Source organism: Halolactibacillus miurensis, assembly GCF_900116255.1.
Classification (GTDB): Bacteria; Bacillota; Bacilli; order Bacillales; family Amphibacillaceae; genus Halolactibacillus; species Halolactibacillus miurensis.
The window spans coordinates 1-23,766 of the sequence record NZ_FPAI01000033.1 but is presented as its reverse complement, the minus strand read 5'-3'; the positions used below and the strand labels follow the sequence as shown (position 1 = coordinate 23,766).

At 34.6% G+C, this 23,766-nt stretch carries 40 protein-coding genes, 14 tRNA genes and 1 rRNA gene; 4 read left to right on the top strand and 51 right to left on the bottom strand.

Features of this window, described 5'->3' with window-relative positions:
• Positions 1 to 1,064: 1,064 nt before the first annotated feature.
• The 36 genes from BM390_RS13930 to BM390_RS13780 all read right to left on the bottom strand — a co-directional run bounded on the left by BM390_RS13930 (position 1,065) and on the right by BM390_RS13780 (position 19,150).
• The gene (locus BM390_RS13930; protein WP_089855495.1) at positions 1,065 to 1,337 is read right to left on the bottom strand and encodes a hypothetical protein; all 273 of its coding nucleotides are present in this window, start codon (positions 1,335 to 1,337) and stop codon (positions 1,065 to 1,067) included.
• A 2-nt stretch (positions 1,338 to 1,339) separates the two neighbouring features.
• Positions 1,340 to 3,634 carry a S8 family serine peptidase gene (locus BM390_RS13925; protein ID WP_089855492.1) on the bottom strand — a complete coding sequence of 765 codons (2,295 nt, stop codon included), beginning with the start codon at positions 3,632 to 3,634 and terminating at the stop codon, positions 1,340 to 1,342.
• Positions 3,635 to 3,639: 5 nt separating this feature from the next.
• Positions 3,640 to 4,770 (bottom strand): AAA family ATPase, encoded by a 1,131-nt coding sequence (locus BM390_RS13920; protein WP_089855489.1) that lies wholly within the window; start codon positions 4,768 to 4,770, stop codon positions 3,640 to 3,642.
• Positions 4,771 to 5,175: 405 nt separating this feature from the next.
• Positions 5,176 to 5,724 (bottom strand): recombinase family protein, encoded by a 549-nt coding sequence (locus BM390_RS13915; protein WP_062323312.1) that lies wholly within the window; start codon positions 5,722 to 5,724, stop codon positions 5,176 to 5,178.
• Between the two features lie 139 nt (positions 5,725 to 5,863).
• The gene (locus BM390_RS15595) at positions 5,864 to 6,007 is read right to left on the bottom strand and encodes a hypothetical protein (protein ID WP_177220736.1); all 144 of its coding nucleotides are present in this window, start codon (positions 6,005 to 6,007) and stop codon (positions 5,864 to 5,866) included.
• 12 nt (positions 6,008 to 6,019) lie between these two features.
• Entirely contained in the window at positions 6,020 to 6,694 is a 675-nt protein-coding gene (locus BM390_RS13910) for a M23 family metallopeptidase (protein ID WP_177220735.1), read from the bottom strand.
• 46 nt (positions 6,695 to 6,740) lie between these two features.
• The gene (locus tag BM390_RS13905) at positions 6,741 to 7,106 is read right to left on the bottom strand and encodes a hypothetical protein (protein WP_062323308.1); all 366 of its coding nucleotides are present in this window, start codon (positions 7,104 to 7,106) and stop codon (positions 6,741 to 6,743) included.
• Between the two features lie 2 nt (positions 7,107 to 7,108).
• The gene (locus BM390_RS13900) at positions 7,109 to 7,378 is read right to left on the bottom strand and encodes a hypothetical protein (RefSeq protein WP_062323306.1); all 270 of its coding nucleotides are present in this window, start codon (positions 7,376 to 7,378) and stop codon (positions 7,109 to 7,111) included.
• Positions 7,350 to 7,715, bottom strand: a complete 366-nt coding sequence (locus BM390_RS13895; RefSeq protein ID WP_062323304.1) for a hypothetical protein — start codon at positions 7,713 to 7,715, stop codon at positions 7,350 to 7,352. The genes BM390_RS13900 and BM390_RS13895 overlap by 29 nt, the downstream gene beginning before the upstream one ends.
• Positions 7,687 to 8,331 (bottom strand): zonular occludens toxin domain-containing protein, encoded by a 645-nt coding sequence (locus tag BM390_RS13890; protein ID WP_062323302.1) that lies wholly within the window; start codon positions 8,329 to 8,331, stop codon positions 7,687 to 7,689. The genes BM390_RS13895 and BM390_RS13890 overlap by 29 nt, the downstream gene beginning before the upstream one ends.
• Entirely contained in the window at positions 8,331 to 8,684 is a 354-nt protein-coding gene (locus tag BM390_RS13885) for a hypothetical protein (protein ID WP_062323314.1), read from the bottom strand. Before BM390_RS13885 ends, BM390_RS13890 begins: the two co-directional genes overlap by 1 nt.
• 97 nt (positions 8,685 to 8,781) lie before the next feature.
• Positions 8,782 to 9,171, bottom strand: a complete 390-nt coding sequence (locus BM390_RS13880) for a hypothetical protein (RefSeq protein WP_062323300.1) — start codon at positions 9,169 to 9,171, stop codon at positions 8,782 to 8,784.
• Positions 9,158 to 9,319, bottom strand: a complete 162-nt coding sequence (locus BM390_RS15590; protein ID WP_177220734.1) for a hypothetical protein — start codon at positions 9,317 to 9,319, stop codon at positions 9,158 to 9,160. The genes BM390_RS13880 and BM390_RS15590 overlap by 14 nt, the downstream gene beginning before the upstream one ends.
• Positions 9,320 to 9,343: 24 nt before the next feature.
• Positions 9,344 to 9,619, bottom strand: a complete 276-nt coding sequence (locus BM390_RS13875; protein ID WP_307725282.1) for a hypothetical protein — start codon at positions 9,617 to 9,619, stop codon at positions 9,344 to 9,346.
• Between the two features lie 7 nt (positions 9,620 to 9,626).
• Positions 9,627 to 10,076 (bottom strand): hypothetical protein, encoded by a 450-nt coding sequence (locus BM390_RS13870; protein WP_062323298.1) that lies wholly within the window; start codon positions 10,074 to 10,076, stop codon positions 9,627 to 9,629.
• Positions 10,076 to 10,231, bottom strand: coding sequence for a hypothetical protein (locus BM390_RS15585; RefSeq protein ID WP_177220733.1), 156 nt, complete (start codon positions 10,229 to 10,231; stop codon positions 10,076 to 10,078). The genes BM390_RS13870 and BM390_RS15585 overlap by 1 nt, the downstream gene beginning before the upstream one ends.
• A gap of 2 nt (positions 10,232 to 10,233) precedes the next feature.
• Entirely contained in the window at positions 10,234 to 11,772 is a 1,539-nt protein-coding gene (locus tag BM390_RS13865) for a fibronectin type III domain-containing protein (protein WP_062323296.1), read from the bottom strand.
• A 14-nt stretch (positions 11,773 to 11,786) separates the two neighbouring features.
• Positions 11,787 to 12,923 carry a hypothetical protein gene (locus tag BM390_RS13860; protein ID WP_089855484.1) on the bottom strand — a complete coding sequence of 379 codons (1,137 nt, stop codon included), beginning with the start codon at positions 12,921 to 12,923 and terminating at the stop codon, positions 11,787 to 11,789.
• 76 nt (positions 12,924 to 12,999) lie between these two features.
• Entirely contained in the window at positions 13,000 to 13,182 is a 183-nt protein-coding gene (locus BM390_RS13855) for a hypothetical protein (RefSeq protein WP_062323290.1), read from the bottom strand.
• A 64-nt stretch (positions 13,183 to 13,246) separates the two neighbouring features.
• Positions 13,247 to 13,447 carry a hypothetical protein gene (locus BM390_RS13850; RefSeq protein WP_062323288.1) on the bottom strand — a complete coding sequence of 67 codons (201 nt, stop codon included), beginning with the start codon at positions 13,445 to 13,447 and terminating at the stop codon, positions 13,247 to 13,249.
• Positions 13,448 to 13,449: 2 nt separating this feature from the next.
• Positions 13,450 to 13,605 carry a hypothetical protein gene (locus BM390_RS13845; RefSeq protein WP_062323286.1) on the bottom strand — a complete coding sequence of 52 codons (156 nt, stop codon included), beginning with the start codon at positions 13,603 to 13,605 and terminating at the stop codon, positions 13,450 to 13,452.
• 16 nt (positions 13,606 to 13,621) lie between these two features.
• Positions 13,622 to 13,753, bottom strand: a complete 132-nt coding sequence (locus BM390_RS15775; protein ID WP_256212450.1) for a hypothetical protein — start codon at positions 13,751 to 13,753, stop codon at positions 13,622 to 13,624.
• Positions 13,744 to 13,881: a hypothetical protein gene (locus BM390_RS15580; protein ID WP_156321425.1), complete on the bottom strand. Its 138-nt coding sequence runs from the start codon at positions 13,879 to 13,881 to the stop codon at positions 13,744 to 13,746. Before BM390_RS15580 ends, BM390_RS15775 begins: the two co-directional genes overlap by 10 nt.
• Positions 13,882 to 13,884: 3 nt before the next feature.
• Positions 13,885 to 14,226 carry a hypothetical protein gene (locus BM390_RS13840; RefSeq protein WP_062323285.1) on the bottom strand — a complete coding sequence of 114 codons (342 nt, stop codon included), beginning with the start codon at positions 14,224 to 14,226 and terminating at the stop codon, positions 13,885 to 13,887.
• Between the two features lie 357 nt (positions 14,227 to 14,583).
• Complete coding sequence (locus tag BM390_RS13835; protein ID WP_062323283.1) at positions 14,584 to 14,871, bottom strand: hypothetical protein; 288 nt, start codon at positions 14,869 to 14,871, stop codon at positions 14,584 to 14,586.
• A 10-nt stretch (positions 14,872 to 14,881) separates the two neighbouring features.
• Complete coding sequence (locus BM390_RS15575; RefSeq protein WP_156321424.1) at positions 14,882 to 15,019, bottom strand: hypothetical protein; 138 nt, start codon at positions 15,017 to 15,019, stop codon at positions 14,882 to 14,884.
• Positions 15,016 to 15,351, bottom strand: a complete 336-nt coding sequence (locus BM390_RS13830) for a hypothetical protein (protein WP_089855481.1) — start codon at positions 15,349 to 15,351, stop codon at positions 15,016 to 15,018. Before BM390_RS13830 ends, BM390_RS15575 begins: the two co-directional genes overlap by 4 nt.
• An 11-nt stretch (positions 15,352 to 15,362) precedes the next feature.
• The gene (locus BM390_RS13825) at positions 15,363 to 15,635 is read right to left on the bottom strand and encodes a hypothetical protein (RefSeq protein WP_062323279.1); all 273 of its coding nucleotides are present in this window, start codon (positions 15,633 to 15,635) and stop codon (positions 15,363 to 15,365) included.
• Between the two features lie 201 nt (positions 15,636 to 15,836).
• Complete coding sequence (locus BM390_RS13815; RefSeq protein ID WP_062323274.1) at positions 15,837 to 16,193, bottom strand: hypothetical protein; 357 nt, start codon at positions 16,191 to 16,193, stop codon at positions 15,837 to 15,839.
• Positions 16,180 to 16,362, bottom strand: coding sequence for a hypothetical protein (locus BM390_RS13810; protein WP_062323272.1), 183 nt, complete (start codon positions 16,360 to 16,362; stop codon positions 16,180 to 16,182). The genes BM390_RS13815 and BM390_RS13810 overlap by 14 nt, the downstream gene beginning before the upstream one ends.
• Positions 16,359 to 16,553 (bottom strand): hypothetical protein, encoded by a 195-nt coding sequence (locus tag BM390_RS13805; protein WP_062323269.1) that lies wholly within the window; start codon positions 16,551 to 16,553, stop codon positions 16,359 to 16,361. The genes BM390_RS13810 and BM390_RS13805 overlap by 4 nt, the downstream gene beginning before the upstream one ends.
• Before the next feature lie 15 nt (positions 16,554 to 16,568).
• Entirely contained in the window at positions 16,569 to 17,393 is an 825-nt protein-coding gene (locus BM390_RS13800; RefSeq protein WP_062323267.1) for an ATP-binding protein, read from the bottom strand.
• A 9-nt stretch (positions 17,394 to 17,402) separates the two neighbouring features.
• The gene (locus BM390_RS13795) at positions 17,403 to 18,350 is read right to left on the bottom strand and encodes a DnaD domain protein (protein WP_062323265.1); all 948 of its coding nucleotides are present in this window, start codon (positions 18,348 to 18,350) and stop codon (positions 17,403 to 17,405) included.
• 1 nt (position 18,351) lies between these two features.
• Positions 18,352 to 18,579, bottom strand: coding sequence for a hypothetical protein (locus BM390_RS13790; protein ID WP_062323263.1), 228 nt, complete (start codon positions 18,577 to 18,579; stop codon positions 18,352 to 18,354).
• A gap of 2 nt (positions 18,580 to 18,581) precedes the next feature.
• Positions 18,582 to 18,908, bottom strand: coding sequence for a DUF771 domain-containing protein (locus tag BM390_RS13785; protein ID WP_062323261.1), 327 nt, complete (start codon positions 18,906 to 18,908; stop codon positions 18,582 to 18,584).
• Between the two features lie 17 nt (positions 18,909 to 18,925).
• Complete coding sequence (locus BM390_RS13780; protein WP_062323259.1) at positions 18,926 to 19,150, bottom strand: helix-turn-helix domain-containing protein; 225 nt, start codon at positions 19,148 to 19,150, stop codon at positions 18,926 to 18,928.
• 162 nt (positions 19,151 to 19,312) lie between these two features.
• Here BM390_RS13780 and BM390_RS13775 point away from each other — a divergent pair, with 162 nt between their 5' ends.
• The 4 genes from BM390_RS13775 to BM390_RS13760 all read left to right on the top strand — a co-directional run bounded on the left by BM390_RS13775 (position 19,313) and on the right by BM390_RS13760 (position 21,981).
• Positions 19,313 to 19,627 carry a helix-turn-helix domain-containing protein gene (locus BM390_RS13775; protein WP_062323257.1) on the top strand — a complete coding sequence of 105 codons (315 nt, stop codon included), beginning with the start codon at positions 19,313 to 19,315 and terminating at the stop codon, positions 19,625 to 19,627.
• Between the two features lies 1 nt (position 19,628).
• Positions 19,629 to 20,330, top strand: a complete 702-nt coding sequence (locus tag BM390_RS13770; protein WP_089855478.1) for a restriction endonuclease — start codon at positions 19,629 to 19,631, stop codon at positions 20,328 to 20,330.
• An 84-nt stretch (positions 20,331 to 20,414) separates the two neighbouring features.
• Complete coding sequence (locus tag BM390_RS13765; RefSeq protein WP_062323250.1) at positions 20,415 to 20,897, top strand: ImmA/IrrE family metallo-endopeptidase; 483 nt, start codon at positions 20,415 to 20,417, stop codon at positions 20,895 to 20,897.
• Positions 20,890 to 21,981, top strand: a complete 1,092-nt coding sequence (locus BM390_RS13760) for a site-specific integrase (protein ID WP_062323248.1) — start codon at positions 20,890 to 20,892, stop codon at positions 21,979 to 21,981. The genes BM390_RS13765 and BM390_RS13760 overlap by 8 nt, the downstream gene beginning before the upstream one ends.
• A gap of 136 nt (positions 21,982 to 22,117) precedes the next feature.
• Here the strand turns inward: BM390_RS13760 and BM390_RS13755 are convergent.
• The 15 genes from BM390_RS13755 to rrf form a co-directional block, all read right to left on the bottom strand.
• Positions 22,118 to 22,201 (bottom strand) — tRNA-Leu (locus tag BM390_RS13755).
• Positions 22,202 to 22,207: 6 nt separating this feature from the next.
• Positions 22,208 to 22,281, bottom strand: a tRNA-Cys gene (locus tag BM390_RS13750).
• A gap of 18 nt (positions 22,282 to 22,299) precedes the next feature.
• A tRNA-Gly gene (locus BM390_RS13745) sits at positions 22,300 to 22,374 on the bottom strand.
• Between the two features lie 5 nt (positions 22,375 to 22,379).
• A tRNA-Gln gene (locus BM390_RS13740) sits at positions 22,380 to 22,454 on the bottom strand.
• A 32-nt stretch (positions 22,455 to 22,486) separates the two neighbouring features.
• Positions 22,487 to 22,562: transfer RNA gene (locus BM390_RS13735), tRNA-His, on the bottom strand.
• A gap of 22 nt (positions 22,563 to 22,584) precedes the next feature.
• Positions 22,585 to 22,655 (bottom strand) — tRNA-Trp (locus tag BM390_RS13730).
• A gap of 34 nt (positions 22,656 to 22,689) precedes the next feature.
• Positions 22,690 to 22,775: transfer RNA gene (locus BM390_RS13725), tRNA-Tyr, on the bottom strand.
• Positions 22,776 to 22,782: 7 nt separating this feature from the next.
• Positions 22,783 to 22,858 (bottom strand) — tRNA-Phe (locus BM390_RS13720).
• A gap of 25 nt (positions 22,859 to 22,883) precedes the next feature.
• Positions 22,884 to 22,960 (bottom strand) — tRNA-Asp (locus BM390_RS13715).
• 13 nt (positions 22,961 to 22,973) lie between these two features.
• A tRNA-Met gene (locus BM390_RS13710) sits at positions 22,974 to 23,050 on the bottom strand.
• Between the two features lie 19 nt (positions 23,051 to 23,069).
• Positions 23,070 to 23,145 (bottom strand) — tRNA-Val (locus tag BM390_RS13705).
• Positions 23,146 to 23,154: 9 nt separating this feature from the next.
• Positions 23,155 to 23,229 (bottom strand) — tRNA-Glu (locus tag BM390_RS13700).
• A 16-nt stretch (positions 23,230 to 23,245) separates the two neighbouring features.
• Positions 23,246 to 23,338: transfer RNA gene (locus BM390_RS13695), tRNA-Ser, on the bottom strand.
• A 4-nt stretch (positions 23,339 to 23,342) separates the two neighbouring features.
• A tRNA-Asn gene (locus BM390_RS13690) sits at positions 23,343 to 23,417 on the bottom strand.
• An 11-nt stretch (positions 23,418 to 23,428) separates the two neighbouring features.
• Positions 23,429 to 23,543 (bottom strand): 5S ribosomal RNA (gene rrf / locus BM390_RS13685).
• Positions 23,544 to 23,766: the final 223 nt, after the last annotated feature.

Below are 23,766 nucleotides of genomic sequence, written 5' to 3'. Positions count from 1 at the left end.
CATTTAGGCAGAAAAAAGGTGCTAGTGAGTTATTTTAGTGAGCAATCTCTGTCTCACTTAAAATCCCTTTACCAACACCAAATATTATACAACCAAAATAACTTTGTGTGGTGGTCATTATGAACTAATGAAAAAGTTGTTTTGAACTTTGAAGAGGTGATTTCATTGATTGATGAACCTCAACAAGTATATTAAGAGATAATTTTAATAAAAGTTCTTGATGAACTTCGTATGTAATCAGTGTGGCATATTCGTGGTTAAAATTTCTCACCAACACCATTTGACAAAGAACCTCTATGACAATACTATAAAATTAAAAACCCTTAGGAACGTTGATATAACAACATTTCTAAGGGTTTTGATATTTTTTAAATTAACTTAAAATAACGCTAAAGTACCGGTGGTCGGGGTACTCTTGTTCCCTTATAGGCTATTATATCAATATTCTTGTAAGTTGTTGTGTAAGAAATGTGTAATAAAAGCATCTGCTATTGCAGATGCTTTTATATAGATAAATATATCCCCTCTAATACTAACCGCCCTATAACTTAGTTATTTTGATTCCCAGGAGGGACCTCACACAACTTAAATCAACGTTCTTGTACTCTCTTGAGAAAATAATGTGTAATTCAACTAAAAATAACTATTAACCATTTCTAAAATTAAATATTACACACCTTTATATGTTTTTGAAATCACAATCATGTTTTAGAACAACTGAAAATTGCACTAAGACACCATCAATCAACGATATCCCTTTTATTACCGAAACAGAAAAATGTTTTGAAATTTATTACCGATTAATTTTCATATAACCAATAAAATATTAAAACAATATTCCGGAATATATCTAAATTTTCTAAAAAACGTTGCTGACATATAAATTATAATTAACGTTAAATCCTTACACTGTTTTAAAGATGGCTAAGTTTTTCATTCTATTAACTCTATTCACCAAGTTAAACATCACATAAAGATTGTTGGAATACTACGTGTGCAAAAATAAAGAATCAAAAATCCATTAATATTTTCATAATAAAGAATAAAGTAAAAGAATTATATAATTAGTTTTTTCTTTTAATAGTTAATTTTACCCCTGCAGTTCCAGAAGCACCCACCATAAGCTTTGTGATTCCGTTAGTTTCAATTGCAGCTTCCAAGTTTAATTCGATATTATCGAGTTCATATTCTCCTATACTGTCTACGAAGCTTGTAATTTCATCAAAGTTGATTTTTGCACCTTCTAAAGCGGTTGCAAATCCGCTCGATCCACCGTACACTTTTTCTGGTGGTGATTCATCTTTTTTTATAGGCATTATTATTTCAAATTTGTTCATCATTAATTCTCCTCAGTTACATCCATATTTATAGAAATTTCTTGTAGTACATTGAATCTATTGCTAGCTTCAATTTCTCCGTAAAGATCTAATTGTTCTTCTTCATACAAACTCTCTATTGTAATTATTAATATATATTCTATTTCATCTTCGTCTAGAATTTCCGGCTTTGTATATAGGTTTAACCATAACTCCCAATCCCCGGAATCAAAAACGGTAAAATCTTGTGAAAAGTGATGTAAATTGCTCCATTTCTTTCTGCCATTTTTTTGTGAAGGATTCTTAGTGACTAATTTCGAATTTGTATTTAGCATATGCAATGAGGTATCAATATAGGCTCGTAAATATTCACTACCCTTACTTATATCTACTGGTGAGATAGACAAACACGTTACTGTAAGCCTTGCTAATTTTTCGCCACTTTTTCTTTTATCAGATAGCACAGAAGGAATTAGGAAACCAACTTTTTCTTTTGTTTTTCGGTTCATTTTTCCATACCTAATATATGTTGGCTTAGACAAGAATGATTCCTTTGCATTCTCTAAATTTCCATAACCACAACCATATATCTTGTTATAGTCTTCAGTTGTTTCTTTTGACATAGTATCTATCGAGATGGCATGGTGGCTCAGTAAACCTCTTGATATAAATGCAGCTTTTCTATCTGAATCTTCCGTATCTCCGATACTATTTAAATATTCAATAACAGAATATTGTAAGGAACTTAAGTCAAATGCTGCTAAAGGGGTTGAAAAACTTGTACCAAAGTCTAATGTAATAAAACCATTTGAATTAATGACGAGCATATCAGAGGTTTTTGGAATAAAACATCTCTTATTTCGTTTACATACATTTCCTCCAGGGTACACTAAATCTGGTTTATACGAATTTGCAAATCCATATCCAATTCTACTGAAAGGAGAAAGAGCATTAATATTAGATATACTGTCTGGGTGTTGATCTTTCGTGATTGATCCTATAGATAAAGAATAGAAACTTTCAGCTGGTGAGGCCACACGTGCATCGTCATGGTTATAAATATCATTAATATCATCTAAATCCTTCCACAATTTATGATTACCCATTGAAACAACGAAATTAACCCCCTCTTTATAGGATAGAACATCTAATTCAAAAGCTAATTTACTGACTGTTTTTTCACCAAAAACGGAGGAAGTGTTATCATTAAAAGCTAGACAAAATGTTGTAGTAACATGTTTGATATCCTGGACGGCTTTCCTAATCCTGTGAATTATTTTCGTCTCTGTAACGTTATTTCCATCTGATATTACTGCATCGATAACTCTAGCCTTAGGTACAAGTATTTTATTGTTTATTTGATCAGCCAAATTGTCTCCAAATATAATTCTACTAGCCACTTTTGTACCATGGGCAGAAGTATTGTAATTAATATCCGGTGCAACCCATCTACCAACAACAGAAGCCGCAATATTATCGGGGAAAGAAATCCCATCATCAAGAACACAGATGATTGGGAGGTCATCTAGATTCTCGTCATAAAAGTCAATTTTTTTTACGTCGAGTCCGTTTTCAGTAATCTGATGGCTACCATTATAGTTATGAGTGATATCTATATCTAATATAACATCTTGTTCTATTAGTTCATTTATTGCACTGGAAGGTAAATACGCATGTATTACAGGCGTATGATCTGCAAGATAGTAGATTCCGTCACTTTCTATATTCCCATTAAACCTCTTCACTAAATTAATTAGATGGGGCAATATTTTTGCATATTGTTCATTGTCCAGTTTAGGGACAATAGTTATTTGTGCATCAATTACATCATTATCCACCTCACTTTGTTGAAAATGATGTAGTTTTTTGCTCTTCTTATCATAATTGTTTATTGGAGATATTTCATCAATATACTGCCAAAAAGAACTTTTAGGAGCTGTACCTTCTTTATATTCTAATGCACTCGCTTCTAACTTCTCCATATCGCCCTTTTTCATTGAGACGATAGCTTTATATGGATCCCTAATAGCATTAATACTTATCTTATTTTCAGCAAAAACCCTTTCATAGTCGCCTCGTGAATCAATGATTTTATTAACTGGAAGCTGAACTTGAAAAAACAATATATCATTTGATAATATATTGTGTTCAAAGTTGTTTCTTTCTTTTATTGATGAAATCCCCTCACTAATTTTCATTCCATGTTCTTTAAAATCAATTTCAACCAATTCAGGAATAAATTTCCGCTTATTTTCCTCTCGTTTCACTTCATTATCTGGGATTGTAAAATGTTTTTTTCCTTTTTTATCGTTACTCATAATCTTCACCTACCTCCTTTCAATTTATCTGCCAATGTGCTGCGAGGAATTCCTAACAATTCAGAGATATTAGTTAAAGTTAGCCCATTCTCTCTAAGTCGTATTATTTTTTCATAATTAATTTTCTCTTTAGAAAAATTATACATAAGAACCACTTCAATGATCGATTGTGAAAAGTCTTCTAACAGGATATCCGAACTGTTATTTAATATAGATTTTTTCATAGTCTTCATACAAACTTCTTGAATTTCTGAGAAACTAAAATTACTGCAATAACGGCTAGCCTTTTCTACGCTGATTTTATCCATGTGAAATTTGTGTTCAAACAACAAGTTTCTGATATACACTTCTCTTAGATTTGAGTCTGGTTTATCCAGGTATAAAACACTATTAAATCTCCGCCAAATAGCAGAGTCTAATAATTTTTCATGATTAGAAGCTGATATTAAGAAATTATTCGTAGGCATTTTATCAATATTTTGCAGTAATGAATTAACCACCCTTTTCAGTTCTCCCAATTCATTACTATCATCTCTTTTCTTAGCAATAGAATCAAATTCATCAAGAAATATAATAACATTTTTGTCATTCAATTCTTCAAATATTGCTCTTAAATTAGACGAAGTTTGACCTAACATAGAGGAAATCAATGAGTCAAGTCTAACGTAGACAATGGGTAAATTCATTTTTTTGGCAATATGATAGGCGATAGTAGTTTTCCCGCAACCCGGAGGTCCACAAAGCAAAAGTCTATTTTCAATAATGATACCTCTTTTTTCAAACTTTTCTTTATTAGAGTACTCATTAATCAATGAGTCAACTTTTTTTTGAACTTCCGATGATAAAACAAGCTTGTCTGTATCGATACCCGATGGGTATATAACATCATATAGTTTGGATTTTATAATACTAGATTCATTTTTTTTCTTATTATTGTCAAACATTTTTAAGCCTGTAGATGCTTGGTATCTTTTTTCTTCGGGGTATTTATTTAGTATATTTAATAACATTAAATGATTATTTTTTTTCCCTGCTTTCTTTTCACTCTCCGCTATTTTTAAGAGAGTTTTTCTAAATTGATTTTCTTTTTCTTGAAAGTGATTCTCTGCTAATATAATAACATCTTCAATTTTCATCATTTATCCTCCCTCGCCGGAAAAATCCGTCTTCTGATAATCATATTAGCATAAAAACAATGTTTTTCACAGAAGAATCGATTTCTATATCCGGAAAAGTTCGTCACCATTAAGTATTTGTCAGGTGATTTTGATAAATGTTTATACCCTTCTCTAAAACTAATAATTTCCTTATATTTATTTTTTCACCACCTTCGCTCTCTGGCGAATCAAACCTAAAATGTTCAATCCTAATAACTAATTCATCAAATGATTTTAAATGTATGTTTTATCATTACTATGTATCTGATAATTAGCGTGAAAAAGCTCTCTTAAAACATTGAAATCATCCTTTTAATAATATTCTAATCCATTTTGAGTATCGATTAAAATTTTTGCTTTTTATTTATCAATTCATGTCACCTCTTAAGTCTTATTTTTATTTCGAATTAATGTACTTTTACTTATTCCAGTTAATTCTTCTACTTGCTTGTATGAATATTTGCATTTCAATTCTAGTGCATGATCAATTTGTTTCTTACTATATTTCTTTGGTCTCCCTTCTCTAAATCCTTCTTTTCCCCTGGCTAGTATTTTTCCTTCTTGCGTTCTCTCCACAATCATATCACGTTCAAATTCAGCGAACGAACTCATAATATTAAAGATTAAACGTCCTGTTGGGGTGTCCTCAACCAACCCCATGTTCAAAACGTGAACTTTGACACCTTTATCAAACAGTTCTCGAATCGTTTTAATCCCATCTACTGTTGAACGCGCGAATCTATCAAGTTTAGTCACAATTAGCGTATCACCTGGATTTAGATCATAAAGTAGTTTTTTAAAAGTAGGACGATTCTTTTTTGTTCCCGTAAATTTATCTTGATAAATCTTATCACAACCTTCTTTATTAAGCGCTTTAATTTGTATGTTTAAATCTTGTTGTAAAGTTGATACTCTAGCATAACCATATTTCATTGTTATTTACCTCCTAATTATGAACCTAAGTTATGACACAAGTCAAACACTGATTCTAGTTGCTTGATTAAATAGTGTCATAACTTGAAAGATATGACACCGTTTAAGTTAAAAGAAAAGGACGATCATCATCGCCCTATTATCTAAACATGCGTTTACTTGCGTACTTACCAACGATTCTATTTTTGATGCGTTGCTTGATCTTCCCTTTTCTCACCGCATTCACATCACCTAGAAACTTTGCTGTTTTGTAAAGTAATGATCTAATCTTGTTTATACTCATACCTTTCACCCCCTAATTTATAAATAGCATTGGATCTACTGCATTTTGTTTTGACCATTTACCAATATGAACTTCAAAATGTAAATGCTGTCCTGTACTTATTCCGCTATTACCCATTTGTGCAATCAACTGACCACGATCAACAACATCACCAACTTTTACTTGTGTTGTTTCTGGCATTAAGTGAGCGTAAAACGTTGTCACTACTTCCTTTTGTCCGTCACCGTCTAAGTCTATCTTGTGTTCCAACATAATTGCATCACCGTAACCATTCATTTTACCGTCATACTCTTTATAAACGTCAATCACCTTACCTTTTTCGGCAGCAAAGATATATTGATTGCCTGGCATGGCAATATCAATGCCTATGTGTGCCTTATTCTCACCTGTAATTGGGTGCTTACGGTTGTTATCAAAATAGGACGTGATGCGTGTTGTAGATGCCGGAAAATAAAGTTTTGCGTTAGGATCTAGCTTCACTAGTTGTTGTTTGATAAAGATATTTGTTTGTGTCATCTCGTAAGCTTTAACATATCCCTTTAATTCAGATACTCGCTTGTTTAACTTAATCATCTCTTGTTTCATTTGTTCGTTTAAGTCGTTGTTTTGATAGATTAATAGCTGTTCTTGTGCATTTTCTAATTCGTTTTGGTACTTTTCTAACTGTTGCAGGTTATCAGCCTTCACTGGATAACCTGCCATCAATAAAACAGTGATCACTAGCAAAGTGATTTTATTTAGCAAGCAACTCACCAACTTTATTTTTTATTTTCGTCATGTTGTCAAATTGTTCTTGGCTTTTATCATCGACTTTGTTAAATGCTTCTTTTATAACTTCTTTTGCGCCTGAAACATACCAATCTATAAAATCTGACGTTAAAATAAGCTCGTCACGTGTCATTAATAGTCTTGTGCGTGTTAAATCATTCAGGCTTTCTAAATCTTCTGTATTGGCTTCTAAATGATTTTTAATGCTATCGTACGTTTGCAAGTCGTTTTTTCTTGTCTTTTTAAATGCTTTTTTTACGTTTTGTCGTGATTGTGCCATAGCAAGCATTAAAGATGCTGCTTCACCTTTTGTTACGATAATTTCAAACATGTTTACACCTTCTTATCAATAATCTTTTGAATCTGTTCCGGCTGATAGATATGCATTTTACGATTGTAGTCACGTATATAGTCTTTTACTTCAAAATTAACTTCAGTCGCACGGTGATTAATCACCGTTAAAAGATTAATCATGTGCGCAAACTCGCTATCTGTTAGATCGTGCTTGATAAACTTATCTTGTAAAGCAACTTTTAAAAGCTGACAAAAACTTAAAATCTTATCAGTGTCTTGACTAACTTTGTTTACTAAAGCTTGGTTCATGTCCTACAACCTCCCATATATAATCATGTAGCTTGTTTATCTCGTTTTTCGTCAACTCGTTAGGCTTCATCATAAAAAATGATTTACGTCCTATCTTAACTTTACGATCATCAGCATAGTTTTTCGCCCTAGTCCAATGCATACAACTGTAAGGCAATAATAAATATCCTTGTCGGTTCGCTAGATCCTCGGCAACATCTAACGACTGATAAAAACAAAACTCTTGTACTTTTTTAGCATAAACAACGATATTAATTGACGGGTACAAGTACGCTAGTTTACGTGGGTCTTTTTCGTTGTAGTTTTGTTTAACTACTGATACTTTGTTTACGTCCATTTTTACGTTTACCCCTCGCATTGTTATGGATCTCGTCTAACGTGGCAAAGAACTCTGTACCTTCCCGCTCTGTTTGCGGTAAAGGGAATCCTTGAACCATATTAAAAGTGTCGTACAAGTTTAATCTAAAGACCCTTTTCGCTTTCCACATCGGAAGGAACTGCTTATGCATAAATTCGCCCGTCTGAAAATCTCTAAAATGTAATTCAAAACCCTTGTCACCGATTTTTCTAACGGTGATAAGTATTTCTACAATCTGACGTATACGACTATCAATATTATTGATAGACGGTGAACAATAGATTTGCACCGAGTGCATTTTACGTGTAAACATTAAAACTTCCGTTGCGACACCTGCACCATATTTTGACCATTTACGATTACTAAACGCCATTTGTGACTCGTCCCAACAAACAATAGATCCTTGCGCTTGCGCCACGTCATACCATGTTTCATAATCACGCATAGGCTTACTGTCTTTTAATTCATAGTTACTAAATAGTTCAACATGTCCGCCATTCGCTTGAGTTTTCTCTTTCCAGTAGTGCGCCAATAATGACATCATAAACGTTTTACCTGATCCAAGCGCACCCTGTATAAAAATATGGTGCGCCATTACTTCTTACCACCTTTCGCATCACCCGGTGCCATCACGATTGGTTTAGGCGGCTTAGGAATTAGTGCTTCTATCGTATCTAAGTAGTAATCAGGATCAGCAACATCTGTTTTACCTTGCTTAGTAATGTAATCAGTGATTTCCTTATATGGATTTTTGTCAGGATATAAATATTTGTTTTCGCCTAATCGCTTTAAGTACAATATTGCTTTTACTTGCGGTTCTCTTAGTGCTTGTGATTTTGTTGTCATTTCTTCAATGACTTGTTTTACATCTGAAATATGTTGTACTTGCGGAAATAAATCATCACTAATCGCACTTTGTAATTTATTCGCATTATCAACGTTATTCATACCATTATTATTTTGCATTTAACCATCAATCCCCCATCTATCAACATTTAACTTGCTTAAAATCGCTTCTGACAACATGTGTTTTTGCATAAAATCACTAGGCAATGAAGATCATTGCAATAAACGCTAGTGCAATCAATCCCATCAAAATTATCTTAGTTAAATCGGTAGCATTCGGCATTTCTGGTTCCCGATAACTTGTAATCTGACTTAGTACAATATTTTGTTCTAGACGTGCTAAACGTTCAACTTCATTAATTGATTGTTGCGGTGCTCGGTAAAAGAAGTTACGTCCTTCTTTGCCCACTGATATTTCACAATCTTTAATTGGCACTTTATAAGCGCCTTCTACTGTTACTGCATCATCATCAATATAATCAATCTGTTTTATATCGCTTGTACGGTTATCGTTATCAAATACAATTAATAGATCCGTTGTTTCAATGCTGTAATCTTCCTCTTCTTGTTTGCGTTTAAATAATGCCATTTACTTTACCACCTTTTCTATTCTTGTTTTTCTTTATCTTTGGTTGATTAATTTTCTTTACTAAGAACCAGGATAAAAACCCGATTGTCGCCACGCCTAAAGCTGTTCCACTCCCTAGAAAAAACATATATACAAATGCATCAAACATTTAACATCATTCCTTTCAATTTTTTTACCACCATTTAACCCCGTCCTTAACAGAAAAGTATAATCTCATGATTGATCTAACCATTAAGAGTGTACCCAGTAGCACGGTCGATGCTAAAAGAGAGGTGACAACCATCTGCCATTCGCTAGGTAGATCACCAAACACTTTAAAATATTGACCTATATTCAATCCTTGCGCTGTTACTAGTTGTACACCTTGTAATCTTTCAATAGCAAGATCAAGAAATGAAATTGGCGGCTGTAAGATCGTATCAATAAACTTTTTTAATACTTCATACACGTTCAAATCATTCGCCCCCTACTCGTATACTTGAAATTAATTTAATCGCTGTTACTGCTGTAATAACCCATAACGCAAACGCTAGAATATAAGCAATTACATCAAGTTGCATTGGTTCTAATGCATGGAATAGCTTGCTGATTGTGTCACTGTAACCATGTCCGCCACTTCCTGTTGGCGTATATGCTAGACTACCTAACGTTCGTCCAAATCCAACGATTAAAGACACAAGTAATGAACCAATCTCAAACAATACTTCAAACAGTTTGACTGCTAGTACCCCAATCATATAAACGATATAGAGTAAAGCACGTATCACATCAAATATGAGTGTAAAAAAATTAACTAGTAGATCAATCAAGAATTGAAAGAGTGAAGCAATGCCACCTATCAACCATTCTCCGAATCTCCAAAATAAATCAAATAATTTTCTAAAAGCATCACCTAAGATACCCATTAATAAAACTTCCTTTTACTAAAGATGCCCATCATTAGATCAATCAGCTTTTGACTAAATAACGTGATCATCAAAAGAAAGAGGAAAGGGGCAATATATTTTAAATGCCCCTCAAATACAACTTGAATGATCTGACTTAATAAATCTGTATTCATTATCATTCACCCTTTCTAAACTCTCTTGGAACTCGTGTTGACGTTCGCCCTTCTCTTGTGCTTATTCGTGATTCTCTTGGTTCTCTATAAGCACGTTCTGACACTCGTTGTTCTCGTTCTATTCGTTCCCTTTCGTTTTTTCTACTGCTTAATGATTGTTTAATCATCTTCACGAATTTAGGTACTAAGATAAACGATAGACCTAATAGAATTAAACTTCCGATAACTTTCATTAGTCCGGCACTAGTTTCTATCAACTCACCAACACCAAAAGGTAAATCAATATTTGAACCACTATCAACGATTTCAGATTCTTCTCCGTTGTCACCAATCGTCTGAATACTTACTAAAGGGTTGCCTAAAGGTCCGTATTTCATATCAGCGGCAGGAATAGTAAACTGTTTATCACTAGCAGGCACAACTACATATTCTTTTCCGTCAACTAAAATCCTCACTTGCCCTGCTTCTGGCTGTTGCCAAGAAACTAGATAATCACCGTTTTCTTGTTCTTCAAACTCTTGACCGCCTAACTCTGGTGGCGGTGCTACTAAAGTTGTCGCTTGAACGGTCACGCCTTCACTTTCTAAGCCTTGAAATTCAGTTGTTAGCTTGTAATCATACGTTGTTTGTTCTTCAACGGTTAAATCATTAAAGTATGTTCCGTTTGTTTCAAATAGTGGATCATATGCATCAACTGATAATAAGCTAAATGTTTGAACATCACTCACACTTTTACGATAGATATTGACATGTTCAAAGTATTCCGTTTCAGGTAACGACCATGATAGATCTACTCTATCGTGTGATGCGTCAGCATTAATTTCTTTTATATCTCCTAAAAAAGATGAAGGAACATTATCAGTTTTAGCTGTTAAACTTATACCATCAGATTTTAAGCCTTGATTATCAACGGACTGAATAAACACATCATATTCTTTGTTCGATTCTAGATTTTCAAATCTATATGATTGTTCAGTTGTTTCATATGTTTGTTCGTTAAAACTAATTAAAACGTGACTAAAATGTTCTTGCGCTGGATTTTGCCAATTAAGATTTATTTCATTGTATTTTTTTTCATAGGCTAGATTTGTAACATCTTTTATTGGTAGCTTTACTTCTTCCATTGGCTCGCCAAAAAAATCAGTTTCATAATATGTTGTTCCAGCGTTCTTTCTTAAAATAATTTTTTTAACATTATCAATACTTACTGTTTGATAGCCGTCTCCATCACGTTCATTAAATTGTAATAGTTCATTTCCATTTTCGTCTAAAAAATAAGTATCGAAATACGGAAACATACCTGAAGTTTCTGTAAAAATAGCATTTATTATCATTGGAACTTCAAATTCAACATAACCCAAATCACTACCAATAACATTAGTATTTAAATCATTATCATAGGCTGTTTCTTTTAGTGTTATATCTTTAATGTACAAAGAATCTAACAAACCATGTTGATAGTCAAATTCTTCAGCAAACACCCCGGAAACCGGCATCAACATAAACAACGCTAGTATTAAAACAACGACTTTCTTTTTCACTTTCTCACCCTTTTCTATTCTGTATTAGGTATTGGCGCACCTGTTAGATCGTCACTTGGTAAAGGCGCTGTTGTTAAATCATCGCTTGGAACTGGTGCGGTTCCTGAATCATCACCAGGTAAAGGCGCTGTACCGGTTGTATAACCTGGCGTTGGTGCTACATTTTCACCCTCACTAGGACTAGGCGCAATGTTATCTTCCACGATTGGGCTTGGTGCGGTTCCAGTTACGTCTGGTGGTTCTGGTGCAATGTTCTCTTGTACGGGTGGTTCTGGCGCTGTACCTGATACATCTGGAACTTCTGGCGCTTGCAAGTCTTGTTCACTTGGTATGTTCTGTTTAAATTCTTCTTGCGTTGGTAGTGATCCAACTGGATCAAGTAGTTCAAATCCACCTGACGCATCTTCTTGGAACTGTATTTCTTCCGCATCTGCTTTTAAATCACCTGCTGTAAAGCCTGATTCTTCAAAATCACTTGGTAAACTTCCCCTAGGTTCATCTATGCCGCCTTGTAATGGATTGTTGAACACGGGTGCGCTTTGTGGTTCTGGTGCTGTACCTAACATATCTTCCATCTCTGATCTAAAAGCCGGTACAATCGTGTCACGCATCGTATTTGCGACTTGCTGCCAATCTGGGGCGGGTTGTATCGCATTTTTGATTTCATCAAGTTTGCCCATCATGTTATCCCAACCCGGTATATCAACGACACAACCACAATCTCCAGAACCACCTCCAGGGTCTGGCTCAGGGTCTGGGTTTGTTGTTGGTTCTTCAAAATAGATTTGCGTTGATACTGGATTGTTTGATTCCATGTAATTGAGATAAACCTCTCCGCCATCATTAGATCGTAATTTTATTGCTGATACGTTTGCCGGAAAATTAAATGAATGAACACCATTACTTAAAGATTGCGAACCTATCAATGATGCTGAACCACTAACCGTTTCATACATAAGTATTTCAGCGTTATTACTGTTACTTGTGTATTCAACAAAAGTGAATTCATCATCTCCTTTATTCGGGTCAGCCCACATAAACTTTTCTGATTCACTTGTTGTACCATAGTAAGGTAACGTAACAGATGCAGCCGATACGATTGAAAGTGGAATCATCAACAACAACACAACAATCAAAACAACTTTCTTCACTCGATCACCTTCTTAAACAAAAAACGGGGCGGGTAGCATTTACACTACCTACCCCGTTTTTATAATGTGATAATAATTACTTGCTGCCGCCTTTAGTCATAGACTTATTAATAAGTCCGATGAATTTAGGTACAACTACGAATGCAATACCGAGTAGAACTAATGGTGATACAATCTTTAAAAGATCCATAGCCGCCGTTAAAAGTTCAGTCACCTCGAAAGGTAAAGTTACGCCTGTAAACATGCCTGTTTCCTCCATTTCTTATACTCTCCTTTATTTTTAAAACATTTATATATTATAGGCGTGTGCCTAATAATAACGATTAATATTCTTGATAATCATAATCATGATCATCTTGTTCTTTTGATGCTTGTCTAAATGACTTTGCTACAATACTGACTAGAAGCCCAACCGCAAAAATACCGAATGTAATCATAACGCCCGGTGCTACCATCTCAAGAAGCATTTTAATGTAGCCCCACATTTCATTAAGTCTGGCATCAGTGAAAAACTCTAGTTTCATTTTTATCGCCCATTTCTCACTGCTTTAATTACTACGTTTAACAACATACCTACCGCAACAATAGCTACAATGATCATTAAAAAGTTTGAAACTGTACGTAAAGTAAAACCGAATGTATCCCAGAAAAATGTCCAATCCCAAACGCCTGATAAATTCACTCATGATCACCCCTAACTATTTTTGTATGATTGTTATTAACGTAAGAAGCACCGACACAAATACTGTAAAAGTAAGTAAGATACTTAAAATGTCCGGATTGCCTAACCAAACTTTAAAGGCTTCTGCCATTAAGCCGCCTATCTCCATTTTTCAGCAACCCCCTCAAGTAAGCCAATGACTAAATTTGTGAGTGGGTACAAAACCAAACTTGCTGAAATAATCACTACGTACGCTAGAAAAATTTCTTTACCGGTAAAGTCTAATACTTGATACATGCTTTACCTCCTAACAACTCGATCTATCAGCATAAAAATAATTAAAATAAACAACGCTGTTGACACTAACAAATCACCAATCGTTACTTCATGGATCACGTTGATTGTCCCCGCCTGAGAATCAACCACGGTCATTTCTCTGGTATCGACTGGAACGACCACTTGCGGTTCGTCTGTTGTCGGTTCGCTTGTTGTTTCAGTCGTTTGAACTGGTTCATCTGTTTGATCTGTCGATTCGTCAGTCTGTTCGTCAACTTGTTCATCTGTCGTTGTTTCAGTTGGTGTATCTGTTGTTTCTGTCAATTCTGTTTCAGTTTCTTGACCTGTTTCGTCAGTTTCCTGCAATTCTGTTTCCTCGTTCAACTTGATCACCAACCGTTTTTAATTATTGATTGACTTAACCTTACCACCCCTTTTTGAGAAAAACTATGCCAAAACATGCCAAAACATTTAGATTTTATGCCAAAACATTTTTAAAACTTAAAAATTCGTTTTTTTACCACTCGATAAAATATAAAAGGTGTAGCCTACCCCACTATCAAGATATTAGTGATAACCATTCAAAACTTTTGAACAAAATGAACGAAAAAAAGAGTAAAAAGCGACTTAATAACGTGCGCTCGTTTACTCCATTTTCCCCGTTCTGCTTATATTTTTAGTGCATGTAATAATATATATAAATATATTGCTATACTGCACCATTCAAATGATCATTTTACTTTTATTAACTGATGCGCCCCTTTCCATTTTATGTAACTTTTCGTTTAACTTCATACGCCATTTTTTAATCTGGTTGTGTGTGATACCTTCAGACAAAACAATTTTTGGTACATGATTTAAGTCATTTTCCCAGTGTTCTAACTCTTTCAATGCATCTTCAATTTTACCTAAACTGTACAACGTTTCACGGTACTTCATACGTTGGACTGGCACATACTTCTTGACGTAACAATAGTGATTTCCTCGTGCTTTACTAGATTCGATGAACATGTTTAGCCCCCTAGCTAGATTTTTTTAAAGCATCTTGATTCGCTTGATTCGGTAGATAACCAACTGCCACACATAATTCCGGGTACTTCTCAAAAACGGTTCTCGTGTCTTTAATTTCTTTTGGTTTAAATACAACAACGCTTGTCATTGATCCCACTCCCTAGCATTATTAAATGTTTCAACGTCTAAATGTTTTACGACTGGCTCATACAGTTCTAACCACAATTCCATATCAAAACTAACAATAGCTTCATCGCCATATAATTCTCTCATTCGCTTTTTATATTCACGTGATAAATCTATGTTTTCTTGTAGATCTTTCTTTGTCGGTACTTGAAGATCTATACGCCATATCATCATCGCAAGTTTTAAGTCAGTTACATCACCGTCAATGTGATCACTATCAGCACAATCTATGCCATTCGATAAATAACGCCCTTTTTCTCGCTTACTCTCAAAAACTAATACCGGTATTGTCATTCTTTCACCTCTTAAATTTTTTTAGCTAGTTCTAATAGATTTTCAGATTTGAACATGTTGTCTATTTCTTTTAATTTCACATAAAATCTTATGTGAAATTTATTATCGTATGGATATTTGCTATCACGTTCTTCAGTATGAAACTCTCTTAATTCACTATTGAAAATGCTCTCAACTATTCTATTTTCAAGTTTTGTTGGTTTATATGTTAATCCTGTTAATTCATACTGTTTATTTTTATCAGCTAATTTCTTGATCACTTTCTTCTTTAGTCTCTTTTTCATTTCAGCACTTCCTCCCGCTTTATGAACTTGCCTTCGACTAAAGCAATCCTTTCAGGATAACCTACCGAATTATCTAACAAAATAACGCTAATTATTTTCTTCAAAATATAGCTTTCGCCATCAATACAAAATATAGAGTCTTTCGATATCTTTCTATACGAATTGCTTACATGTATTTTTAAGTTTATTAAATCGCTCATTTCAACACCCCATATCATAAATATCTGTTTGTTTATGTTGTTTTGTTATTTCTCTTTTTTCGCTGTCATAGTCATTGATTGAAAATGATTCTTCACTTCTAATGTCGTAAAAATTAGGCTTGTAACCGTTTTTTTCTTGCCAATCGTTAAATTCTTTGTTTAGTCTGTCATGCAATTCAGCTATATCTGCTCTTGACACTCTATTAAGATAATCAAAAGCATAATAGTCATATTCTTGTATAGCTTGATCTTGCATTTTTTCGATAATGTTTATTGGATCTATTTCTATTTTTGGTTCAATGGCTTGAGCGATATAAAACACATCTTGTTGATCACCGTCACACTCAATAGCATCCATCTTCAAACCTTTCAGCATACAAACCTCGCATTGGTGGATCTAATCTTACTTCTGGCAATTCACTATTATAGGAGTGTTCATTCCAAATATTTGTGTGTCCCGAACGTAATCTTTTATTCCATTCTTTTGGTATTTGTGGAATGAGTATTTTAGTGTCTTTTAATTTCATTTCTCCATCTCCTCAATCATTTTTATTATTTCTTCCGGCGTTTCGATGACAAGAAAGTAACGATCAATTTTGCTAGTTAAAGTTGAAATCTCTGTTTTATCATCACTTTTTACTCTGGACATGCTTTCAATGTGTTGGATATTTATAAATGTATTTTCACGATTAAAGTAATTAGTTAGTTTTATAAACACTTCTTCACTCCTTTTCTAAAAGTTATTTATGCGTTGATCAACGCCATCAAATTCGATTATTTCCGCACTGTTTAACATTCGTGACAAGATGCGTTTACCTTGCTTTCCGTATTTCGCACTGAAATCTTCCGCCTTGTAATTAGTCGTGTATACGGTCGGCAGTGCTTGACGTGAGTTAATCACTTGAAATAAGACTTCACTTGCCCATGTTTCAAAACCTTGTGCATCACGCTTCACATATTCAGCGCCTACATCATCAAGAACAAGCAAGTCTAACGATTCTAAACGCTTGATAATGTCATCTTGTGTTTGTGCGCTATTGTAGTTAAACGTTGATTTGATCATGTTCATCAAATCAGTTGTTGTTAAAAACATGACTTTGTAGCCTTGTTCTCGTAACTCTTTTAGTATTGATGCGGCTAAGTGTGATTTGCCTAGCCCTACATCGCCTTTAAAAACAAGACTATGTTTCTTAGAAAAGTTATTAAACTTAGACACATAGCCCTTGCATAGCCTTAGTGCTTCACGTTGCTTGTCTGTTTGTGGTTTATAGCTTTCAAAACTAGATTCATGAATACTTTTCTCAATGTTTTCATGGTGACTTATCCAAATATTAAATTTATTATTATCTAGTTCTTCTTTCGTTTTTGGGAACTTTGCTCTTAGTTTTTTGTTCTCACATGTCATACACATACCCATAAGGTGCTTGTTCCCTTCACGATCTGTACGCTCATACATGCTGTATTCATCACCACACACATCACATGTTTTTTTCTCAACGAAAGCAACAACACCATATTCTTTCCAAAGTTTTTTAATAGATTCTTGCATTGATTGCATTACATTCACCTACCCTAGTAATTTTGTGTATTGATCCATGCTAGGATCATGCGGCTTTTTATCTTGTTGCTTATAACTTTGTTTGCTTGCCTGTTCTTCAAGCTGTTGTAAGTTCTTGATGCCTTGTTTGTTCCAGTTGTTTAAGATGCCAAGCAAATAAGCAATGTGTCTTTTATTAGCTTCACATGCTATGTTCATTGCTTTAAATGCCATTTCATCAAAATCATCAAAATCAAATTTATTTTCAAACGACAACAACGATTTTTTAGCATAATGATTATCTTCACCAAATCCGTTTTTATCCCAAAATATTGTAAGTGCGTTTACTTCTTGTTGTTGTTCTTGTTGTTTAGTTATTGGTTCTTGGTTATTAGTTCTTAGTTCTTGTTGTTTAGTTCTTAGTTCTTCCCCCGGGTCTATATATGGACTATCAATAGGGTATGGATACGGTATTGAATCCCCGTCATTACAAGGTTTTACTTGTTCATCATCTTTTTTGCTGTTTTTTTTGGTTTCTTCATTCGAATCATTTTTATTAAGGTACTCATTGTATATAGGTAGGGTATCTATACTGTATCCATTATCTATGCATACAGTAAAAAAAGTTTTTAAGAATGATTCATGTTTTACATTTCTTAGTTCTTTATCAATTAACATCAAAACCTTTTTTGATTGATTCCAATTAAACTTGACCCAATTTATCACATGAATTTCTCTTGTGCTTTCGTTGTAATCAATTTTTCCATAATCAACAAAACGTTGAATCAATTTATTAACTGTTTCACGGTTGTAACCTGTTTCAGTTTCTACAATTCTTTTCGGCAATTCGTATATGCCGCACTGGGTTGTTTTGCTGTTTGTCATTAAGTAAAGGTAAAAATATTTTTCTTCAGGTGTGAGATCTAGAATAAAACCATCTTGCCAAAAATCAATGTAGACTTGTCTGTACTTTGCCATTTCATAAAGCCCCTTTCATTGCTTGGTTTATAATTTTCATTTCTTCTTCTTTATCCATTTGAACAAAGCCTTGATCTACGTCATAAGTGACTGGTTTGTTGTTGATATAAAGAATTGTTCTATACTCAATCTTTTGTTCTCTTAGAACTCTTTCTAATTTTGAAACTTGATTAACGTTGTTAGTGAAATAAGTTTCTTGACCGGTAAACGTTACATATTTTTCAGCCATTGTTACACCGCCTTTTGATGAATTTTTGAAAAGTTTTTGTCTAAGAAATCAGCCATTTTTGATGCGTGAAACGTCCACTTTTCGCCTTGATTCTTTGGATAGTAGACAAAGCCACCGTGTTCAAGATCAAGCTGCTTTTTAAATCTTGGTTGATAAAGAATGTTCTCTTTTAACCATGTTTGTTTCTTTCCAGTGCGTTGTTCCAAATCTTTCATAGTCCAATAGACACCTGCCAAAGCATTATCTTTTAACTGTTTTAATTCAATCCTGCTTATTAAGACCATGTTTGAGGGTATAGGGATAGATAAACTCACTTCTAGTTCTTGCATTTGTTTCATCTCCTTAATTAAATTTCTATTTTAGCAATGTTTATGATAAAAAAATCTGATATATCACAATTTAGAATGTTTGCTAAAATTGGTAGTTGTTCCGCTTTAAATGAATAGATGCCCCTTTCGTATTTTAAGTATGTTGAACTGTTTTTAAAACCTAGTGTTTCAGCCATTTTCAGTTGGCTTAAACCTAATTGATTACGTCTTGATCTAATGTATTCAAGATTTAGTTCTTTCATTATTTAACCCCCTGCATTTCTGTTTTAGAAACTTTATGTATTAAATATAACTTGCTATTTTAGAAATGTCAACAGTTTTTATTGTTATTTTAGAAATAATTATTTTTCCATAACGGAAAAATGTTAAAATATAATTGCTATATTAGAAAGTAGGTGATCTTAATGAATATTGGCGAACGAATTATAAAGTTAAGAGAAAAGCGGGGTTGGTCGCAAAGAGAACTATCAAGAAGAATAGATATTAATGTTTCAGTTATGAATCGTATTGAATCAGGTGAAAGACCTGTTAAAGATCAAGAACTATTAAAGTTATCCAATGTACTTGAAGTGTCTACTGATTACCTTTTAGGTAAAGAAGATAGTGAAAACGATAATCTGTTCTTTTTCGATATGGACGGTCTAACACCTGAAGAAATTGAAGATATTAAAGAACACATTGAATATGTAAAATGGAAATCAGGACAAAGGGAGAAGTGAAATGACGAAAAAGGATAAGGATCAGTTAGGTTACTCAATAGCATTAATTGTTTTTCTTTTGTTGATCATGGCACGTAATGTTTTTAGCTTTATTCCCATCATGTATTTTATTGTTGGCGCTTTAGCTATATCATTTATTGTTGGCGAATCAGTAAAAGCAATGATCCCGACTAAAAAGACAAAACGTAAAACAACGAAAAAGAAAACGACCAATAAGGCAGCAACTAAGAAAACAACAAATAAAAAAGCTACAAACAATGCACCTAAAAAGGGGCATAATCAGTTAAGAGGTAAAAAAGAAATTTTGACATTGCCATTTGATCAACTAACATGGCGTGAATTTGAAAGACTTTGTTTTTATTATTTTGAAGCTAAAGGACAAAAGCCTAAAGAAACCGGTGAAGGTGCTGACGGTGGTATTGATCTAATCATCTGGAACAAAGAAGATAATGGTCATGAAGCTGTTCAAATCAAAAAGTACACTAAACAACAAGTAGACGTTAGAATAATTAGAGAATTGAACACCGCTAAAAAGAATCACAAATGTATGCTTGCAAGACTTATTACAACGTCAGATATATCTTTAGCCGCAATGCGTGAAGCTGATGACAACAGAATCGCTACAAATGATAAGACTTGGGTACAAAATAAGTTGTTAACATGGCGTGATCAAGAAGCTAAACGACTAAAATACATAAAGTAAATTTGAATTACAATCTTTTTAGGTTGTAATTTTTTTCTTGATAAAAAGAACAAGTGTTCGTATAATGGTTATGAGGTGATTAAATTGGACTATAAACCATTTGAAACAGAACTAGCAATATCGAACTATTATAAATCAATAGGTATACTAGAACCTTATCAGATTGATTTACAGGCGATTTCAGACGGTTTTGGCATTAACTTGACTTATACCACTAAAAAAACATTTGCATTTGAATCTGGACGCTTTAGAATGATTAATGTAGATGCTAGCTTGCCGGAACATTTAAGGCGGGAACATTACTTTCATGAGTTATGTCACATTTTACGTCATTATGGATCACAACTGTTTCTAGCAAGTGCATTTATACAACTACAAGAATATGATGCAGTAAGGTTTACAAGATATGCGGCTATTCCCTATCACATGATTAAATTGTTTGATTTACATGATCCATTTGTGATTAGTAAAATGGCGCAAGCGTTTTGCGTATCGGAACAAGTTGTAAGTGATCGGCTAGATGGTATTATGAGAAATTCAAATGAAAGGTGGTATTGTTATGGCTAGTTTTCAAAAACGGGGCAATACATGGCAATACACTGTAAGTGCAAAACCTAAAAATATTAGAAAGGGCGGATTTAAAACAAAGAAAGAAGCACAAATTGCAGCGGCTCAAATTGAAGGAAATCTAAGTAAGTCAGTCATTAAGAGTTTAAAGCCGCAACCATTTGACCAGTATTTTGATAATTGGGTGAAGCTATATAAGACGAACATCAGCGAATCTACAAAATCACACTATAACGACACATTGAACGTGATTAAAGATTATTTTGCTAACGTACCGATCCAGGACATCACAAGAAATGATTATCAGTTATTTATCAATCAATACGGTTCAAAACGTGCTAAAGAAACGGTAGATAAGTTAAATCGTCACATTAGATCATGTGTGAAAGATGCTGTAGAAGATATGATTATACCGTTTGACTTTACTCGTAAAGTGACGTTAACTTATAAAGTTGAATCAAAACGACCTGATCAAAAACATTTGAACTATGAAGAAAGTAAAAAGTTAAAAAAATTAGTCCTTGACCGATTAGATCAAGGACTAGGCTACTACATTATCTTTTTAGCTTTAGTAACGGGTATGCGTTTTAGTGAAATCGTTGGTTTAACTCGTAAAGATTTTGATTTTAAGAATAACGTGATCAATGTAGATAAGACTTGGAACTATAAGTTTGATGATCCACGTTTTGCCCCTACAAAGAACCATGAAGTTAGAAAAATAAAAATCAATAAGGCAACGATGGATCTATTTAAACCATTAGTAAAAAAATCAACGTTAAACATCAATAACCTAGTATTTTATAGTCCAAAATCTAGGCATCAAGTGATTACTAATACAAACGTAAATAAGCTGCTTAGATCTATTTTAAGTGAGTTGAAACTTAAAGACTTAACTATACACGGTTTAAGGCATACACATGCTAGTGTGTTGTTGTATAAAAAGGTATCAATCAACTACATTTCTGAACGTTTAGGACACAAGAATTTAGAAACGACTTGGAAAACATACGCACACATTTTAAAAGAAATGCGCAAGGAAGATGAAGATAATACAATCAAGATTCTTGATGAACTTCTTGTGTAAGAAATGTGTAATAGAATTTTAAAACGTATGATATTCTACGACAAACTCAAAATATAAAAAAAGTCTAGGAACGTTGATATAACAACATTCCTAGACTATCATCTTTTTTTAAAATTAACTTAAATTAACTCAAAAGTACCGGTGGTCGGGGTCGAACCGACACTCTCGTGAAAGAACGGGATTTTGAGTCCCGCGCGTCTGCCAATTCCGCCACACCGGCATATTATGGAGGCGGTAACCGGATTTGAACCGGTGATGAAGGTTTTGCAGACCTCTGCCTTACCACTTGGCTATACCGCCGTTCTCTAAATAAAAAAATGGAGCGAAAGACGGGATTCGAACCCGCGACCCCCACCTTGGCAAGGTGGTGTTCTACCACTGAACTACTTTCGCAAGAATGGCTGGGCTAGCTGGATTCGAACCAACGCATGACGGAACCAAAAACCGTTGCCTTACCGCTTGGCTATAGCCCAACAATATATAATTAAATCTTTATAAACAAAAATGGGGCGACCGGTGGGGATCGAACCCACGTATGTCGGAACCACAATCCGATGTGTTAACCACTTCACCACGACCGCCACAATATAAAATTAGAAAGAGCAGGGGTAGTAGGAGTTGAACCCACACCGGAGGTTTTGGAGACCTCTGTTCTACCATTAAACTATACCCCTATATTATTATCTCACTTGTATTAAAAAGAAAAAATGGTGGAGGGAGTAGGACTCGAACCTACGAACCCGATGGGAGCGGATTTACAGTCCGCCGCGTTTGGCCAACTTCGCTATCCCTCCAAATAAATGGTGGCTCGGGACGGAGTCGAACCGCCGACACACGGAGCTTCAATCCGTTGCTCTACCAACTGAGCTACCGAGCCATTTATGGGCACTTAATAAATTAAGTGGCGGTCCGGACGGGACTCGAACCCGCGACCTCCTGCGTGACAGGCAGGCATTCTAACCAACTGAACTACCGGACCATATTAAATTGTTTGGTTGCGGGGATAGGATTTGAACCTATGACCTTCGGGTTATGAGCCCGACGAGCTACCAGACTGCTCCACCCCGCGACGATATAAAGTTTGTAAATGGTGGAGGATGCAGGGCTCGAACCTGCGACCCCCTGCTTGTAAGGCAGGTGCTCTCCCAGCTGAGCTAATCCTCCAACATATAATGGTGACCCGTACGGGATTCGAACCCGTGTTACCGCCGTGAAAGGGCGGTGTCTTAACCGCTTGACCAACGGGCCATAAGTAAAAGTCATCTGGCGGAGAGCGAGGGATTTGAACCCTCGAGACGGTTTAACGCCGCCTACACGATTTCCAATCGTGCTCCTTCGGCCACTCGGACAGCTCTCCATTTTGGCTCCACAGGTAGGATTCGAACCTACGACCGATCGGTTAACAGCCGATTGCTCTACCACTGAGCTACTGTGGAATGGATAGTATGCCTAGCGACGTCCTACTCTCGCAGGGCTTAAGCCCAACTACCATCGGCGCTGAAGAGCTTAACTACTGTGTTCGGCATGGGAACAGGTGTGACCTCTTCGCTATTGTCACTAGATCTTTTTTGCTTTATCCAAGTGATACATTTTACAAGGACAAGTAATATTATATTCATTTCTGAGTATAAAATCAAGTGTTTTTTTATAAAAAATTTAACTTTTTTATAAGTTTTTTCTTACGAAAAAATTATACCTTGAAAACTAGATAAGAAGTAAACAATCATCAAACAAATCTTTTAGTTAAGTCCTCGATCGATTAGTATTCGTCAGCTACACATGTCA

What these genes read in the sequence shown, in the direction of transcription:
- BM390_RS13930 (WP_089855495.1), bottom strand. Translation starts at nt 1,337, where the DNA reads ATGAACAAATTTGAAATAATAATGCCTATAAAAAAAGATGAATCACCA.
- BM390_RS13925 (WP_089855492.1), bottom strand. Translation starts at nt 3,634, where the DNA reads ATGAGTAACGATAAAAAAGGAAAAAAACATTTTACAATCCCAGATAAT.
- BM390_RS13920 (WP_089855489.1), bottom strand. Translation starts at nt 4,770, where the DNA reads ATGAAAATTGAAGATGTTATTATATTAGCAGAGAATCACTTTCAAGAA.
- BM390_RS13915 (WP_062323312.1), bottom strand. Translation starts at nt 5,724, where the DNA reads ATGAAATATGGTTATGCTAGAGTATCAACTTTACAACAAGATTTAAAC.
- BM390_RS15595 (WP_177220736.1), bottom strand. Translation starts at nt 6,007, where the DNA reads ATGAGTATAAACAAGATTAGATCATTACTTTACAAAACAGCAAAGTTT.
- BM390_RS13905 (WP_062323308.1), bottom strand. Translation starts at nt 7,106, where the DNA reads ATGTTTGAAATTATCGTAACAAAAGGTGAAGCAGCATCTTTAATGCTT.
- BM390_RS13900 (WP_062323306.1), bottom strand. Translation starts at nt 7,378, where the DNA reads ATGAACCAAGCTTTAGTAAACAAAGTTAGTCAAGACACTGATAAGATT.
- BM390_RS13895 (WP_062323304.1), bottom strand. Translation starts at nt 7,715, where the DNA reads ATGGACGTAAACAAAGTATCAGTAGTTAAACAAAACTACAACGAAAAA.
- BM390_RS13890 (WP_062323302.1), bottom strand. Translation starts at nt 8,331, where the DNA reads ATGGCGCACCATATTTTTATACAGGGTGCGCTTGGATCAGGTAAAACG.
- BM390_RS13885 (WP_062323314.1), bottom strand. Translation starts at nt 8,684, where the DNA reads ATGAATAACGTTGATAATGCGAATAAATTACAAAGTGCGATTAGTGAT.
- BM390_RS13880 (WP_062323300.1), bottom strand. Translation starts at nt 9,171, where the DNA reads ATGGCATTATTTAAACGCAAACAAGAAGAGGAAGATTACAGCATTGAA.
- BM390_RS15590 (WP_177220734.1), bottom strand. Translation starts at nt 9,319, where the DNA reads ATGTTTGATGCATTTGTATATATGTTTTTTCTAGGGAGTGGAACAGCT.
- BM390_RS13870 (WP_062323298.1), bottom strand. Translation starts at nt 10,076, where the DNA reads ATGGGTATCTTAGGTGATGCTTTTAGAAAATTATTTGATTTATTTTGG.
- BM390_RS15585 (WP_177220733.1), bottom strand. Translation starts at nt 10,231, where the DNA reads ATGAATACAGATTTATTAAGTCAGATCATTCAAGTTGTATTTGAGGGG.
- BM390_RS13855 (WP_062323290.1), bottom strand. Translation starts at nt 13,182, where the DNA reads ATGGAGGAAACAGGCATGTTTACAGGCGTAACTTTACCTTTCGAGGTG.
- BM390_RS13850 (WP_062323288.1), bottom strand. Translation starts at nt 13,447, where the DNA reads ATGAAACTAGAGTTTTTCACTGATGCCAGACTTAATGAAATGTGGGGC.
- BM390_RS15775 (WP_256212450.1), bottom strand. Translation starts at nt 13,753, where the DNA reads ATGGAGATAGGCGGCTTAATGGCAGAAGCCTTTAAAGTTTGGTTAGGC.
- BM390_RS15580 (WP_156321425.1), bottom strand. Translation starts at nt 13,881, where the DNA reads ATGTATCAAGTATTAGACTTTACCGGTAAAGAAATTTTTCTAGCGTAC.
- BM390_RS13835 (WP_062323283.1), bottom strand. Translation starts at nt 14,871, where the DNA reads ATGTTCATCGAATCTAGTAAAGCACGAGGAAATCACTATTGTTACGTC.
- BM390_RS15575 (WP_156321424.1), bottom strand. Translation starts at nt 15,019, where the DNA reads ATGACAAGCGTTGTTGTATTTAAACCAAAAGAAATTAAAGACACGAGA.
- BM390_RS13830 (WP_089855481.1), bottom strand. Translation starts at nt 15,351, where the DNA reads ATGACAATACCGGTATTAGTTTTTGAGAGTAAGCGAGAAAAAGGGCGT.
- BM390_RS13825 (WP_062323279.1), bottom strand. Translation starts at nt 15,635, where the DNA reads ATGAAAAAGAGACTAAAGAAGAAAGTGATCAAGAAATTAGCTGATAAA.
- BM390_RS13815 (WP_062323274.1), bottom strand. Translation starts at nt 16,193, where the DNA reads ATGGATGCTATTGAGTGTGACGGTGATCAACAAGATGTGTTTTATATC.
- BM390_RS13810 (WP_062323272.1), bottom strand. Translation starts at nt 16,362, where the DNA reads ATGAAATTAAAAGACACTAAAATACTCATTCCACAAATACCAAAAGAA.
- BM390_RS13800 (WP_062323267.1), bottom strand. Translation starts at nt 17,393, where the DNA reads ATGCAATCAATGCAAGAATCTATTAAAAAACTTTGGAAAGAATATGGT.
- BM390_RS13795 (WP_062323265.1), bottom strand. Translation starts at nt 18,350, where the DNA reads ATGGCAAAGTACAGACAAGTCTACATTGATTTTTGGCAAGATGGTTTT.
- BM390_RS13790 (WP_062323263.1), bottom strand. Translation starts at nt 18,579, where the DNA reads ATGGCTGAAAAATATGTAACGTTTACCGGTCAAGAAACTTATTTCACT.
- BM390_RS13785 (WP_062323261.1), bottom strand. Translation starts at nt 18,908, where the DNA reads ATGCAAGAACTAGAAGTGAGTTTATCTATCCCTATACCCTCAAACATG.
- BM390_RS13780 (WP_062323259.1), bottom strand. Translation starts at nt 19,150, where the DNA reads ATGAAAGAACTAAATCTTGAATACATTAGATCAAGACGTAATCAATTA.
- BM390_RS13775 (WP_062323257.1), top strand. Translation starts at nt 19,313, where the DNA reads ATGAATATTGGCGAACGAATTATAAAGTTAAGAGAAAAGCGGGGTTGG.
- BM390_RS13770 (WP_089855478.1), top strand. Translation starts at nt 19,629, where the DNA reads ATGACGAAAAAGGATAAGGATCAGTTAGGTTACTCAATAGCATTAATT.
- BM390_RS13760 (WP_062323248.1), top strand. Translation starts at nt 20,890, where the DNA reads ATGGCTAGTTTTCAAAAACGGGGCAATACATGGCAATACACTGTAAGT.